Here is a 15012-nt window from a genome sequence, read left to right on the forward strand (position 1 = left end):
ACTGTTGAGGTCAAGCGGCGCGTGGACATCACTTCAAACCGGCGGCGTCCATACCGCGCAATTCCTTCTTCAGGTCGGCGATCTCGTCGCGGATCCGGGCCGCCAGTTCGAACTGCAGATCCCGCGCCGCGGTCATCATCTGCTCTGTGAGATCCCTGATGAGGTCGGCCAGTTCGGCGCGGGGCATGTTGGAGGTGTCGCGGCCCTCGATGATTCCGGCGCTGACGGCGCGGCCGGGTTCGCCCTGTGCGCGACGGCCGCGTGATGCGTTGCGGCCCGACCCGCCGACCTCGACATCGTCGGCCTCGCGGTACACCTGGTCGAGGATGTCGGCGATCTTCTTGCGCAACGGTTTCGGGTCGATGCCGTTGGCCTCGTTGTAGGCGATCTGCTTGGCGCGGCGCCGCTCGGTCTCGTCGATGGCTTCCCGCATCGACTCGGTGATGTTGTCGGCGTACATGTGCACCTCGCCCGACACGTTGCGTGCCGCACGGCCGATCGTCTGGATCAGGCTTCGGGTAGACCGCAGGAAGCCTTCCTTGTCGGCGTCGAGGATCGCCACCAGTGACACCTCGGGCAGGTCCAGACCCTCACGCAGCAGGTTGATACCGACCAACACGTCGTACTCGCCGAGCCGCAGTTGCCGCAGCAACTCCACGCGGCGCAGCGTGTCGACCTCGGAGTGCAGGTAGCGCACCCGGATGCCCATCTCCAACAGGTAGTCGGTGAGGTCCTCGGCCATCTTCTTCGTCAGCGTGGTGACCAGGACGCGCTCGTCGCGCTCGGTGCGCTTGCGGATCTCGCCGATCAGGTCGTCGATCTGGCCCTTTGTCTGCTTGACCACGACCTTGGGGTCCACCAGGCCGGTCGGGCGGATGACCTGCTCGACGAACTCACCGCCGGACTGGCTGAGCTCGTAGGGGCCCGGCGTCGCGGACAGATACACCGTCTGCCCGATCCGGTTGGCGAACTCCTCCCACGTCAGCGGCCGGTTGTCGACCGCCGACGGCAGGCGGAAGCCGAAGTCGACCAAATTGCGCTTGCGCGACATGTCGCCTTCGTACATCCCGCCGATCTGGGGCACCGTGACATGCGACTCGTCGATGACGAGCAGGAAGTCCTCGGGAAAGTAGTCGATCAACGTTGCCGGCGCGGTCCCAGGACCGCGGCCGTCGATGTGACGTGAGTAGTTCTCGATGCCCGAGCAGAACCCCACCTGCCGCATCATCTCGATGTCGTAGTTGGTTCGCATGCGCAGCCGCTGTGCCTCCAGCAGCTTGCCCTGGCCCTCGAGCTCGGCCAGCCGCTCCTCGAGTTCCTGCTCGATGGTCGAGATCGCGTGCGCCATGCGCTCCGGGCCGGCGACATAGTGCGTCGCAGGGAAGATCCGCAGCGAGTCCACCTTGCGCACCACGTCGCCGGTCAGCGGGTGCAGGTAGTACAGCTCCTCGATCTCGTCGCCGAAGAACTCGATCCGCACGGCCAGCTCCTCGTAGGACGGGATGATCTCGACCGTGTCACCGCGCACCCGAAACGAACCTCTGGTGAACGCCAGGTCGTTGCGGGTGTACTGAACGTCGACGAGCAGCCGCAGGAGCGCATCGCGGGGCACCTCGTCGCCCACCTTGAGTTCGACGCTGCGGTCGAGGTACGACTGCGGCGTGCCCAGACCGTAGATGCACGACACCGACGCCACCACGACGACGTCGCGGCGCGACAGGAGGCTCGACGTCGCGGAGTGCCGGAGCCGCTCCACGTCGTCGTTGATCGAACTGTCCTTCTCGATGTAGGTGTCGGTTTGGGCGATGTACGCCTCGGGCTGGTAGTAGTCGTAGTAGGAGACGAAGTACTCGACGGCGTTGTGCGGCAACATCTCCCGCAGTTCGTTCGCCATCTGCGCGGCGAGGGTCTTGTTCGGCTCCATCACCAGGGTGGGCCGCTGCACCCGTTCGATGAGCCACGCCGTCGTCGCCGACTTACCGGTACCGGTGGCGCCAAGCAGCACCACGTCGTGCTCCCCCGCCCTGATGCGCCGCTCGAGGGCATCGATGGCCGCGGGCTGGTCGCCTGCTGGCGCGTACGGGCTGACGACCTCGAATCGGCCGCCGGTACGCACGACGGAGTCGACGGGGCGGTACTCCGAGTGCGCGAGGACCGGGTGTTCAGTAGCGAAAGCCATAATGCACCAGGTTAAGCGTGCCCACCGACAACTTCATTCCCCGTCCGAGCGGCCCGCACGACTATCCTTGGCGCCATCCACCCTCCCAAGCACGAGACGTTCGACCTGACCACCCGCACCAACACCGATCCGAAGGGCATCGTGCGGGCCGTCGACGTCTATTCCGAGCAGCCGTGGGGGCTCTACATGGCCCGACCCACCCCGGGCCGGGCACAGTTCCACTACCTCGAATCGTGGCTGCTGCCTTCGCTGCGGCTGCGCGCGACGGTGTTCCACTTCAATCCCGGCCACGAGCGAGACCAGGACTACTACCTCGACGTGGGTCGATACACGCCGGGACCGACGGCATGGCACTCCGAGGACCATTACCTCGACCTGGTGGTGCGCACCGGCGTCGGCGTCGAGCTCACCGACGTGGACGAGTTGCTGACGGCCGTCCGCCACGGTCTGCTCACACCGGAGACCGGTGAAGCGGCGATGCAGACTGCGGTATCCGCAATCGACGGGCTGGCCAGGCACGACTACGACCTGAACGGCTGGGCGGCGGGCCACGGAATGGCCCTCACCTGGCGCGGTGCACGGTAACGTGCGGACCCCTCCGGCCGATCTTGATGGAGATGGCAACCCCTGTGAATTTGAGGCCCGATGCGCTGGCGGTACGCTCTCGTTCCATGAGCCCTAGCCAGCACCGATGGTGGGCGGCCGCGACCCTGACGGCCGTGCTCACGGGTTCGCAGCTGCTCCCGGCGTCGGCGACGGCCGAGCCGGTGACCGCGCCGACCACCGAAGAGCAGGCCGCGCCCGCCCCCGACGTCCTGCACAACGTGATCTACCGGGCGCGGGCGGACGGGACATCCCGTGGCGCCGTCGTGGCCTACAAGATCGACGACACCAACGTCAACAGCGAGCAGCCCACCCTGCTGCCGGGGCGGACGTTCGAGGTCAACACGGTTCTCGACGACCCGACGCTCGCGGGCATTGAGGTCTCGATCGACTGGCCGTACGGATCGAACCTGCACTGCGAGATCCTGGTCGACGACCAGGTCGTGGCTAAAGCCGACCAGTTCATCGCGCCGCGTCTGCTGCGCCCCAAGGACGACCCGCGCTACGGCACCTTGCAGTGCGGCGCCACGTTGAACACCGACGCCGCGGTGCCGCCGCCCGTGGATCCGGCAGCCACAGCGCCGGAGCCGGTCGCGGCGCCGGCGGCCGACCCGGCCGTTGTTCCACCCGCCTGACGGCTACGGCCGCCAACCGGTGGTGTCGGCCCACTCCCACGCGCGCCGGTACGCATCGAGAAACCAGGGTTCCTTGCCGTCGGCGTAGCTGTCCGCCGTCGCATGGCCCTGGCCGGCGACCCGGCGTTTCAATCCGAGGTAGTCGGCCTGCACACCGGGATTGGCGCGGATCCAGTCGACGAACAGCAGCGCGAACTGCTGACCGGGCCAGCCCTCGACGCGCAGATGGACGTTGGTGGGCCGGACCGGGTCGGCCGAGCAGTGAACCCGCTTGTGCCACAACCCCGGATCGTTCGTGTCGTCGAAGCGAACGGCCGTGCTGCGGGCATGCGGCTTGGCGACATCGGTGGTGGTCGGCGTGGGCACGTACCCCGCGGCCGCCAACGCCTCGCGCAACTCGTCGGCGACTTGCAGCGAGGCGACCGTCACCTGGATGTCGATGACGTCCTTGGCATCCATCCCGGCGACCGCTGTGGACCCGATGTGGTCGATGCGGACGGCGCGGTGCCCGCACGCGGTGGTCAACCGCGTGAGGATGCGCCGTGCCTGATCCGGCCACGTCGGGTCGTAGGGCACCAGGACCGGCTCGGCTCGAGCGGGCGTTCCGGTACGCAGGTTGTGTGCGAACGGCAGGATCCGCTCGTACCACAGCGCCCGGGCCGCCTCCACCAGCTCGCCCTGGCCGCCGTTGTTGTCCAGCCACACGTCGGCGACCGCCCGGCGCTGCTCCTCGGTGGCCTGCGCGGCGATGCGGGCGCGCGCGTCCTGGTCGCTGAAGCCGCGGTGCTCGATCAGCCGCTTGACCCGTAGCTCCTCGTCGGCATGCACGATCACCACCAACGGGAACATCGGCGCCATGCCGGACTCCACCAGCAGCGGGATGTCCTCGACGATGACGGCGTCGTCGTCGGCCGCCGCGATCAGCTCGGAGCGGCGGTGTGCCACCAACGGATGCACGATGCCGTTGAGGGTCTTGCGTGAGTCGTCGTTGCTGAAGGCGATCGCCGCCAGGGCAGGCCGGTTCAGTGCGCCGTCGTCGTGCAGGATGTCCTCGCCAAAGGCTTCGACGAGCTTGGCGAGTCCCTCGGTGCCCGGCTCGACGACCTCCCGGGCGATCACGTCACCGTCGACGACGATGCCGCCGAGCTCGCCGAACGTCGAGGACACCGTCGATTTCCCGGCGCCGATCCCGCCGGACAACCCTATGCGCAGCACCGCACCAGTCTGTCAGGGTCGCCGGACGACGGACGCCCCGACTCTGGCGAGCCGGGGCGTCCGTTCCGAACTGATCAGGCGTTGCCTGCGAGCTTCTCCCGCAGCGCGGCGAGCTGGGCGTCACTGGCCAGCGAACCGCCGGTGGACTGCTCCTCACCGCGGGTCGCGCCGTTGGCCGAGGAGGGGGCCGCTGCTGCTTCCGCATCGGCTGCGGCGAACTTCTCCATCTGCGCGGTGTGCATCTTGTGCCGGCGCTCGGCCTCGGCGTAGCGCGACTCCCACTCCTCACGCTGCTTCTCGAAACCCTCGAGCCACTCGTTGGTCTCGGAGTCGAAGCCCTCCGGGAAGATGTAGTTGCCCTGCTCGTCGTAGCTGTCGGCCATGCCGTACTTGCTCGGGTCGAACTCCTCGGTGTAGTCCTCGTTGGCCTGCTTGAGGCTCAGCGAGATGCGGCGCCGCTCCAGGTCGATGTCGATGACCTTGACCATGGCGTCGTCGCCGACCTGGACCACCTGATCCGGAACCTCGACGTGGCGCTCGGAGAGTTCCGAGATGTGCACCAGGCCCTCGATGCCCTCCTCGACGCGGACGAACGCGCCGAACGGCACCAGCTTGGTGACCTTGCCCGGCACGATCTGGCCGATCGCGTGGGTACGGGCGAAGTGGCGCCACGGGTCTTCCTGAGTCGCCTTGAGCGACAACGACACCCGCTCGCGATCCATGTCTACGTCGAGGACCTCGACGGTGACCTCGTCACCGACATTGACGACCTCGGACGGGTGGTCGATGTGCTTCCAGGACAGCTCCGAGACGTGCACCAGGCCGTCCACACCGCCGAGATCGACGAATGCGCCGAAGTTGACAATGGAGGACACGACACCCTTGCGGATGGCACCCTTGGTGAGCTGGTTGAGGAACTCGCTGCGCACCTCGGACTGGGTCTGCTCCAGCCAGGCGCGACGCGAGAGCACCACGTTGTTGCGGTTCTTGTCCAGCTCGATGATCTTGGCCTCGATCTCCTTGCCGATGTACGGCTGTAGATCGCGGACCCGACGCATCTCGACCAGCGATGCGGGCAGGAAGCCGCGCAGGCCGATGTCGAGGATCAGGCCGCCCTTGACGACCTCGATGACGGTGCCCTTGACGGCCTCGTCCTTTTCCTTGAGCTCTTCGATGGTGCCCCAGGCGCGTTCGTACTGAGCGCGCTTCTTGGACAGGATCAGGCGGCCTTCCTTGTCCTCCTTGGTGAGGACCAGAGCTTCGACCTCATCGCCCACGGAGACGACCTCGTTGGGGTCGACGTCGTGCTTGATGGAGAGCTCACGGGAAGGGATGACGCCTTCGGTCTTGTAACCGATGTCGAGCAGGACCTCGTCACGGTCAACCTTGACGATGGTTCCCTCGACGATGTCGCCATCGTTGAAGTACTTGATGGTCTTGTCGATGGCGGCGAGAAAGTCCTCGCTCGAGCCGATGTCGTTGACGGCTACTTGCGGCGAGGTGACGGAGGGACTTGGCATATGGTGGGTTGCTCCGGACAGGTTTGGTCGTAGGGACTGGGACTTGAATTTTCGGTGATACCTGCCGCGGACGAGTCAACAAACCACACACAGGTACCTGTCGAGGTTACTCGACTGGGCACATGCTGGACAAACCCGGTTCCCACCGGTGGCGGGACGCGGCCGGTTCGAGCAGAGGTTGTGGGCGCGTTCGGCGCCGCACCGGCCCGGATACCCTGCTCGGGTGTCGTTTCCGATCGCACCGCCGTGCCAGCGCAAGGTCCGCACGGCCGGGGTTCCGGTGATCGTCCTCATCCTGCTCGGCACGGTCGCGGGCCTCATCCTCATCGCCCTGACCGCGCTGAACCCGGTCGGCGCCGCTATCGGGTTCGTGCTGTCCAGCGTGGCGATGGTGGTGGTCGTGCTGTGTTATGTGTGGCTGGACCGCTGGGAGCCCGAGCCGCCGCGCCTGCTCGTGTTCGCCTTCCTGTGGGGCACGTCGGTCGCCGTGGTGCTGTCGGTGCTGCTCGGGCTCTATGTCGAGGCCCTGATCGCGCCGGCTGGGAGCGAGTCCGTCGGCTGGGTGTCGACCGTGGTGGCCGCGCCGGTGGTCGAAGAAGCGGCCAAGGGCGCGTTCCTGCTGCTCATGATGACGGGGTACCGCCGCCACGAGCTCAATTCGCTGACCGACTGTCTGGTGTACGCGGGCTTGGTGGGAGCCGGGTTCGCGTGGCTCGAGGACGTCCTCTACATCGCGGGCGGCGAGTCTGTCGGCGATTCCCTGCTCACCGCGGCACTGCGGTTGATCATGGCGCCGTTCGCGCACTCGCTGTTCACGTCGTTCTTCGCCATCGGGGTGTTCTTCGCGCTGAATCGCCGCAGCCAGGCGGCCAAGCTGATCTACATCGCGGCGGGCTACGCGGCGGCGGTGGTCGTCCACGGGCTGTGGAACGGCTCGTCGCTGCTGGGCCTCGAGTGGTACCTGGCGGTCTACGTGCTGTGGATGATGCCGATCTTCGCCCTGGCGATCGTGCTCGCGGTGCAGAGCCGTCGGCGGGAGCAGCGCATCGTGGCCGCCAAACTGCCGGGCATGGTGCAGGCGGGCCTGGTCAGCGCCAACGAGGCGACCTGGCTGTCTTCCATTCGCGCGAGGAAGGCAGCGCTCGTCCAGGCGAGGCGTGCGGGCGGGAAGCCGGCGGCCAAGACCGTGCAGAGGTTCGCGGCTCAGGTCGTCGAACTGGCCTTCGTCCGCGACCGCATCGACCGCGGATTCGGCGACGAGCGGATCTACGCGATGCAGACCGAGGAGGCCTACGCGGTGCACGCCGCGCGCGCGTCGGCACCGACGCTGCAGTGGCTGGCCGGTTACCGCGCGCCCGGGGCCCGGTGAGTCAGTGCGCCGCCGCGTCCCAACTGCGCCCGTAGCCGACAGACACCTCGAGCGGTACGTCGAGCGGGTAGGCGCCGCCCATCTTGTCGCGCACCAGTTTCTCGAGGGCGTCGTGCTCGCCGTCGGCCACCTCGAAGAGCAGTTCGTCGTGCACCTGAAGCAGCATCCGTGACTGCAGCTTGGACTCCTTCAACGCGGCGTCGACGTTGATCATCGCCACCTTGATGATGTCGGCGGCACTGCCCTGGATCGGTGCGTTGAGCGCGGCGCGCTCGGCGGCCTCACGCACGTTGCGGTTGCTGCTGTCGAGTTCGGGCAGATAGCGCCTGCGCCCGAACACCGTCGAGGTGTAACCGTCCTTTCGGGCCTGGTCGACCACGTCACGCAGATAGTCACGGATCCCGCCGAAGCGCGCGAAGTACTGCTCCATCTGCACCTTGGCCTCTTCGGTGGAGATCTTCAGCTGGGCGGCCAGCCCGTAGGCGCTCAACCCGTAGGCCAGCCCGTAGGACATCGCCTTGACCCGGCGTCGCAGGTCGGCCGTCACCTCGTTGATCGGCACGTCGAACGCCCGGGAGGCGACGAAGGAGTGCAGGTCCTCGCCGGTGTTGAAAGCCTCGATGAGGCCGTCGTCTCTCGACAGGTGCGCCATGATGCGCATCTCGATCTGGCTGTAGTCGGCCGTCATCAGCTCGGTGTAGCCCGCGCCGACCACGAACGCGTCGCGGATGCGACGGCCGGCGTCGGTGCGGATCGGGATGTTCTGCAGGTTCGGCTCCGTCGACGACAACCGGCCCGTCGCGGCGATCGTCTGGTTGAACGTCGTGTGGATCCGCCCATCGGAGGCCACCGAATTGAGCAACCCGTCGACGGTGACCTTGAGCCGGGTGGCGTCGCGGTGCGCCAGCAGATGCTGAAGGAACGGGTGCCCGGTCTTTTCGAAAAGACTCTGCAGCGCGTCGGCGTCGGTGGTGTAGCCGGTCTTGGTCCGCTTGGTCTTGGGCATCTCGAGCTCGTCGAAGAGCACGACCTGCAGCTGCTTGGGCGAGCCGAGGTTGATCTGCTTGCCGATCACCGCGTACGCGGCTTCGGCTGCGTCGCGGATCATGTCGGCGAACTCGGACTGCAACTCGCCGAGCTGGCCGAGGTCGACGGCGATGCCCGCGGTCTCCATCTGCGCGAGCACCCGCTGCACCGGCAGCTCGAGATCGCCGAGGAGCGAGGAACATTCCATGCGGGCCAGCTCCTCGTCGAGCGCGTCGGCGAGGTCCATCACCGCGTTGGCCCGCAGGAGGACGGTCTGCACCGCCTGGTCGTCGACGCCGTCCGGTTCATTCAAGCTGTCATCGAGCAGCGAAAGCTGTTGTTGCTCGGGGTTGTCGGCGCGCAACTCGCGCTTGAGGTAGCGCAGCGACAGGTCGTCGAGGGAGAAGCTGCGCTGCCCCGGTCGGACCAGGTAGGCGGCCAGCGCGGTGTCGGAGGTGACCCCGGCCAGCTTCCAGCCGCGACCCTCCAGGTCGTGCGTCGCCAGCTTGGCCTCATGCAGCGCCTTCGGCAGCCCGGGGTCCGCCAGCCAGGTGGCCAGCGCTTCCTCGTCCTCGACGGTGAGGGCGGCGGTGTCGATGTAGCGGCCGTCGCCGTCGGCCGCGACGATCGCGAGCGCGGTGGCGTCGGCGTCATAGGCCAGGTGCGTGCCGACCACCGCCACCCCGAACCGCTTGCCGGCGCTGTGCTCGGCCAGCCAGTGTGCGAGCTCCCCCGCCACCAGCGCCTGGCCACGCACGTCGAAACCCTGGTCGACCTCCGGGTCGGTGGAGGCAAGCGTCTCGAACAACCGGTCGCGCAGCACGCGGAACTCGAGGTCGTCGAACAGCCGGTGGATCTGGTCGCGGTCCCAGGGCTGCATCCGCAGGGTGTCCGGAGTCTGCGCCAACGGCACGTCCTTGACCAGATCGGTGAGTTCCCGGTTGAGCACGACGCTCGACAGGTTCGCCCGCAGGGCGTCGCCGACCTTGCCCTTCACGCTGTCGACGTTGTCGACCAGCGCCTGCAGCGATCCGTATTCGGCGATCCACTTGGTCGCCGTCTTCTCCCCGACGCCGGGGATACCCGGCAGGTTGTCGCTCGGGTCACCCCGCAGGGCCGCGAAGTCCGGGTACTGGTGAGGGGTCAGGCCGTACTTCTCGAGGACGGCGTCGGGCGTGAACCGGGTCAGCTCGCTGACCCCCTTGCGCGGGTAGAGCACCGTGACATCCTCGTTGACCAGTTGCAACGAGTCGCGGTCGCCGGTGACCACCAGTACGCGGTAGCCGCCCTCGGCGGCCTGGGTGGCCAGGGTGGCGATGATGTCGTCGGCCTCGAAGCCGGGTTCGGCGAGCACCGTGATGCCGAGCGCACCGAGCACCTCCTTGGTGATGTCGATCTGGCCGCGGAACTCGTCGGGCGTGGACGACCGGCCGGCCTTGTAATCGGGGTACTTGTCGACCCGGAACGTCTGTCGGGACACGTCGAAGGCGGCGGCGATGTGGCTGGGCTGCTCGTCGCGTAGCAGGTTGATCAGCATCGCGGTGAAGCCGTAGACCGCGTTGGTGGTCAATCCGTTTCGTGTCTTGAAGTTCTCGGCGGGCAGCGCGTAGAACGCCCGGTAGGCCAACGAATTGCCGTCCAGCAGCATCAGTGTCGCCTTGTCGGTGGCCATGGCGGTCGCAGTGCTCGCTGTCACGGCCCCACTCTATGCACCGGCGGCGACACGGGCCTACCGGCTACTGGGTCTTCACGGTGCGACCTGCTGGTCGACGTCCATGTCTTGGGGTCCTGCATTGGCGTGCAGCCCGTTGCCCTCCACCAGCGCGTAGGTGTAGTCGGCGTTGGCGCCACCCGCGGTGGCGGTGCTGCCGTCACCGACGACGCTGGCGGTGTTGAAGGTCCCGAATCCGAAGAGGCTGCCACCTGCCTGGGCATCGCTGCCGTTACCCCAGACGAAGGCCAGGTTGTTGTCGCCGAACAGCGCGGTGGACTCGCTGTTGGTGCCGTTGACGATGGCTTCGTTGTTATTGCCGTAGCCGGCCATTGCGTAGCTGTCGTCGCCGAACACGCCGGCCTGGTGGTCATCGCCCTGAGTGGCGAGCGCCGTGCTGTTGTTGCCGTAGACCTCGGCGTAATTCTCGTCGCCAAGGTTCGCATCAGCGATGCTGTTATTTCCGACGACTATGGCGGTGTTGCCGTCGTTGCCCTCACCGGGATCGCCGGTGAAGGTCTGGCCGGCGAAGGCCCTGCTGCCGTCACCGATGATGGTGGCGGTGTTGTTGTCGCCGTGTCCCGACGCGGCCGAACTGTCGTTCCCGTCGACGGTGGCGATGTTGTTGTCGCCGGAAGCGGCGTTCGACTGGCTATTGTCGCCGACAGTGATCGCGGTGTTGTAGTCGCCCGAGTAGGCGCTCGCATTGCTGCCGTTGCCGGTGACGGTGGCGATATTGCCTGTCCCGTTGCCCACCTCGGCCGTACTGTCATTGCCGGTGACAGTGGCGACATTATCTTCGCCGAGAACGGTGAACGCGTCACTGTTGTCACCGGTGACAGTGGCCGTGTTGTTGTCGCCGCCGAGCACGAAGGCCCGACTGTTGTCGCCGGTGACGACGGCGGTGCCGTTGGTGCCGACGTAGGTTTCCAGATTGCTCGGCACGGTTCCGGCGATAGCGCGACTTTGGTCGCCGTCGACGATGGCAGTGTTGTTCTCGCCACCGGAAGCGGTTGCGCTGCTGAAGTTCCCAGTAACTGTCGCGGTGTTGTTGATGCCGCCCGTGTCCCGCTCTGAGGTGCCGGCGGTGGCGGTGCTGTTGTCGCCGGTGACGGTGGCGGTGTTGTTGGCGCCGTCAACAGCGGTCGCCGAGCTGAGGAATCCAGTGACGGTTGCAGTGTTGTTGTCGCCGCTGGCGGTCGCCGTGCTGTTGATCCCGGTGACTGAGGCGGTGCTGCTGGTGCCGCTCGCGCTCGCCGTGCTCGCGCCGCCGTCAACGGTTGCGGTGTTGCCGTCGCCGTCCGCGGTCGCGGTGTTGTTGTCACCGGCGATCGTGACGGTGTTGTTGGTGCCGGTCGCGGTAGCCGTGCTGTAGTCACCGTCGACCGTTACGGTGTTGCCGCTAGCGTCGACGGTGGTGGCGCTGAAAGTGGCAAGTGGACTATCACCGGTGCCGACAGTGGCGGTGCTGTTGTTGCCCGTCACGGTGACCGTGTTGTCCTCACCGCTGACGGTCGCCGTGCTGTTGTCGCCCTGGACAGTGGCCGTGTTGCCGCTGCCGCCGATCGCGGTGGCAGTGCTGTTCGTGCCGATTGCCGTCGCCGTGTTGTGATCGCCTTCCGCCGTCGCGACACTGCCGTCGCCGCGGGCTCTGGCGACCGATCCCTGACCATCGCTGGTAGCAAACGCAGTGCCCTTCTGGACGCGTGTGACGCCATTAGTCGAGACGCTCATGTTCTGCCCGGGCGGGGTCCCCTTCTTCGCGGTCTCCGGCGCCGCGGAATCGGACGCGCTCGAGCCCGCCGGCTCCGCGTACGCCAGGCCTGGCAGTGCGGCCACCCCGGCACCGATACCCAGGAAGACGGCCAGGGCCCCGATCCGGCCGATGTGATTCGCATACGACATTTCGATTCCTCCCCACTGCGCCTCGAACGCGGGCCGTCAAGTTCGACCGAGACAAGTATGAGCAGGTCAGACGCCCGTAGCGGACGTAGTCAACTACGCCTTTTCGTGGGTAGAGATCGAGCCGGCTACGCCATTTCGACCGCTGTCGGTGCCGCGACTACGCCTCTCGCTTGGTGGCGCGATACCGGTGTCCTTCGACCGTGCGCACCGACACGTTGAGCCGCTCGGCGATTTCGCGGTTCGACATCCCCCGCGCAGCCAGTGACAGCACTTCACGTTGACGGCCGGTCAGCAGGGTCGCTTCGACAGTCCGTAGTGCCGGGGTCGCCAGGCCTCCGCAGGTCTCGGCAAGTCTGTGGGCGCGCGACAGTTGAGTCAGTGCGGACCCGCGCTGATCTCGCCGCCGGTACGCGGTCGCCGCCTGCGCCGCTGCATCGGTGGCTGATGCGAGATCGCCGAGCTCCTCGAATTCGCGCGACGCCTCAGACAACCTGTGCGGGTCACCTGTGGCCGCGCTGTCGGCATGTGCTGCCATGGCGGTTACTCGTCGTCCCTCGACAATGCTGCAGAGCTCGGCGAGTCGGGTCGCCGGATTCGGATCACCGAACCGGACAGCAGTGTGCAGGCACGCCGCCTCTTGTGCGAAATAGCCATTTTTCCTTGCGATCTCGGCGGCTCGCAGGCACTGTTGCACAGCGGCGGTCAATGCACCTTCGGCAGCCGACACCCAGGCTTCTGCCGTCAAACAGCGCGGCTCGAGGTACACAAAGGGGTTTGGCTCGGCCCTCAAGGCGGTCAGCACGGAGGCCGCTTCATCGACGTCGCCCATCATCGCCAGCGCCACAACGAGGTCGCACCGCGACAGCATCTCAGGCGATCTCACGTTGCCGATCTGAGTGAATATTTCAACCGCCTTCTCCAGCCTTTCTCGCGCCGACCGAACTCGCCCCAGGGCGAGTTGGACGTGTCCCACGAACATTGCGGCGTAGGCGGTCGAAGCGACGGAGGTGTCGATTGTTCGACGGGCGATGCGCTGGCTCAGCGCTTCCGCTTCTGAAAGCTGTCCGGCGAATATGAGGGCTTGGATGTAATGCTCGGTAAATCCCAACAACATCGGGGCGGCGCTGTGGGACACCTCGGCCAAGTGGTAGCCTTGTTCGGCGGCGTCAATCGCCTGACCGGTGCGGCCCGCATAGCCGAATGCCAGCACGAGCGCGTAGTAGGCGTTCATGGTCGCAACGTCTGAAAGATTGCGGCCAAGAACTGCATTGGCGGCCTCCACCGCGGCCGGAACGGACCCTTCAGCCGCGTCGACCAATGCCCGGTAGGCTAGGAGGACACCATGCGACTCAGCTGGAAGCCGGGCTTGCGCATCGTCGAGCACCTGACGAGACCTGGCCGTCAGGCCCAGTACCCAGTAAAGGTTTGCGGCCCGGAACATCGCTAGGTTGGCGAACTCGGCGGGCGAGAAGCGCTGGTTGGTTACGTCCGCGACGATGCCTTCCGCTTCGGGCGCTCGTCCTATCTGATGCAAGGCGCACGCGTGGAGGTAAGTCGCCTCGTATGTCGGGTCGATACGCCGCGCTTCGCCCGCAAGTCGTTCTGCGAGTACAGGATTGATCAGTTGCATCGCGGCGCCGGCGGCTTGTGTGAGGAGCGCACCGTTGGGCGGCAGATCCGATTCCAGCGTCAGCAGGGCACGACGAAGGAGGTCCTGTGTGTCGCGGACCGCCCTGTCATCGAGCGCGCGCACGACACGCCCGCGCAGGTATCGACCGCGCATCCCGGCGGTCTTCCAGCGGCGAACCTCACCGTAGAGGGGGTGGCCCAGCCGAGCTACAGCGCCGCTGCCGTCGTATTCGATCTCGACGAGACCTCGTGTTCGGGCGTGCTCGACCGACGACCACCCCACGATTTGCGCGAGCAGGTCACAATCCAACGGTCCGGCCACTGTCAACAGGTCGATGACCTCGGCCAACGGCTCCGATAATGCGCCCATCTGGGCGGTCACCAGCTCCGCCAACTCCGTGAAATGCAACGGGTCGCCAGACCATGACCAAAGGCCGTTTTCGACGCACCAATGCCTGCGCGCCAACTCCTGGTCGACGAGGTGGCGAAGGAACAGGACATTGCCCCGGGTCAGATTCCATAGCCGGGCGACGGTCGACGAGTCCACCGGTCCGTCGAGCACCCGCGTGAGGAGCCGGCCCGATTCCTCTTGTGTCAGCGCGGACAGGTGGATTCTTTCGAGATACGAGTCCTTCCACAACGCGGTAATGGCATCGGGCGCTGGCTCGTGATTACGTACTGTCAGAACGACGTTCGCCAATTTGCGGTGCACGAGCTGGTGTACGACAAAGGCCGAGAGATCGTCGAGTAGATGTGCGTCGTCTACCCCGATAACCACTGGACGAGCGTGCGGGGTCGCGGTCACGCCGTCGATGACGGAGCGCACCAACAACGTGGGATCAGCGCCGGTGTCACCGACCCAGGCCGAAAACGCACCGAGCGGCAGTGCCGATCCGGCCCTGGTCGCGACTACCCATCGGATCTCGCACTGCGCTGATACCACTGCCAGGACCTCCCGCGCGAGTCGGCTCTTGCCGACTCCCGGATCTCCGGCAACGACCACTCCGGTATACGCACTGGACCCGACCAAACGGTCCCCGATCTTTGCCACTTCCTCCGCACGACCAGTGAACGGCCAGTCGTTGCCCACGAACGAATCGTAATTTCACCTAGCTGCGACGACACTCCGAATGGCCACCTTTGAGCTATTGCCAGGACGCGTCGTACGCGTTGAAGACGTATAGACCGGCGTGGGCGTGAGCACAGGAGGAAACACCACC

At 66.4% G+C, this 15012-nt stretch carries 11 protein-coding genes; 5 read left to right on the forward strand and 6 right to left on the reverse strand.

Annotated elements, in window-relative coordinates; translation table 11 throughout:
* Nucleotides 1-28 precede the first annotated feature (28 nt).
* The gene (gene uvrB / locus K3G64_RS21390) at nucleotides 29-2179 is read right to left on the reverse strand and encodes an excinuclease ABC subunit UvrB (RefSeq protein ID WP_238887102.1); all 2151 of its coding nucleotides are present in this window, start codon (nucleotides 2177-2179) and stop codon (nucleotides 29-31) included.
* A 75-nt stretch (nucleotides 2180-2254) separates the two neighbouring features.
* Here uvrB and K3G64_RS21395 point away from each other — a divergent pair, with 75 nt between their 5' ends.
* Nucleotides 2255-2764 (forward strand): DUF402 domain-containing protein, encoded by a 510-nt coding sequence (locus tag K3G64_RS21395; protein ID WP_238950903.1) that lies wholly within the window; start codon nucleotides 2255-2257, stop codon nucleotides 2762-2764.
* Nucleotides 2765-2850: 86 nt separating this feature from the next.
* A complete protein-coding gene (locus K3G64_RS21400) occupies nucleotides 2851-3417 on the forward strand; it encodes a hypothetical protein (protein WP_238887103.1) in 567 nt (188 codons plus the stop codon).
* A gap of 3 nt (nucleotides 3418-3420) precedes the next feature.
* Here the strand turns inward: K3G64_RS21400 and coaE are convergent, their stop codons facing one another.
* Nucleotides 3421-4632 (reverse strand): dephospho-CoA kinase, encoded by a 1212-nt coding sequence (gene coaE / locus K3G64_RS21405; RefSeq protein WP_238887104.1) that lies wholly within the window; start codon nucleotides 4630-4632, stop codon nucleotides 3421-3423.
* A 74-nt stretch (nucleotides 4633-4706) separates the two neighbouring features.
* The gene (gene rpsA, locus K3G64_RS21410) at nucleotides 4707-6152 is read right to left on the reverse strand and encodes a 30S ribosomal protein S1 (RefSeq protein ID WP_238887105.1); all 1446 of its coding nucleotides are present in this window, start codon (nucleotides 6150-6152) and stop codon (nucleotides 4707-4709) included.
* Between the two features lie 178 nt (nucleotides 6153-6330).
* On the opposite strand from rpsA, the gene K3G64_RS21415 reads away from it, so the two are divergent.
* Nucleotides 6331-7521, forward strand: coding sequence for a PrsW family intramembrane metalloprotease (locus K3G64_RS21415; RefSeq protein WP_370647243.1), 1191 nt, complete (start codon nucleotides 6331-6333; stop codon nucleotides 7519-7521).
* A 1-nt stretch (nucleotide 7522) separates the two neighbouring features.
* Here the strand turns inward: K3G64_RS21415 and polA are convergent, their stop codons facing one another.
* Nucleotides 7523-10219 (reverse strand): DNA polymerase I, encoded by a 2697-nt coding sequence (gene polA, locus K3G64_RS21420; RefSeq protein ID WP_238950905.1) that lies wholly within the window; start codon nucleotides 10217-10219, stop codon nucleotides 7523-7525.
* Between the two features lie 75 nt (nucleotides 10220-10294).
* A complete protein-coding gene (locus K3G64_RS21425) occupies nucleotides 10295-11128 on the reverse strand; it encodes a hypothetical protein (protein WP_238887107.1) in 834 nt (277 codons plus the stop codon).
* 193 nt (nucleotides 11129-11321) lie between these two features.
* On the opposite strand from K3G64_RS21425, the gene K3G64_RS21430 reads away from it, so the two are divergent.
* Together K3G64_RS21430 and K3G64_RS21435 are read left to right on the forward strand one after the other, a co-directional pair.
* Nucleotides 11322-11633: a hypothetical protein gene (locus K3G64_RS21430; protein WP_238887108.1), complete on the forward strand. Its 312-nt coding sequence runs from the start codon at nucleotides 11322-11324 to the stop codon at nucleotides 11631-11633.
* Nucleotides 11634-11675: 42 nt separating this feature from the next.
* Nucleotides 11676-11870 (forward strand): hypothetical protein, encoded by a 195-nt coding sequence (locus K3G64_RS21435; RefSeq protein WP_238887109.1) that lies wholly within the window; start codon nucleotides 11676-11678, stop codon nucleotides 11868-11870.
* A 450-nt stretch (nucleotides 11871-12320) separates the two neighbouring features.
* Here the strand turns inward: K3G64_RS21435 and K3G64_RS21440 are convergent, their stop codons facing one another.
* A complete protein-coding gene (locus K3G64_RS21440) occupies nucleotides 12321-14882 on the reverse strand; it encodes a helix-turn-helix transcriptional regulator (RefSeq protein ID WP_238887110.1) in 2562 nt (853 codons plus the stop codon).
* Nucleotides 14883-15012: the final 130 nt, after the last annotated feature.

Source organism: Mycobacterium sp. IDR2000157661 (genome assembly GCF_022317005.1).
In the GTDB taxonomy this organism is placed as follows: domain Bacteria; phylum Actinomycetota; class Actinomycetes; order Mycobacteriales; family Mycobacteriaceae; genus Mycobacterium.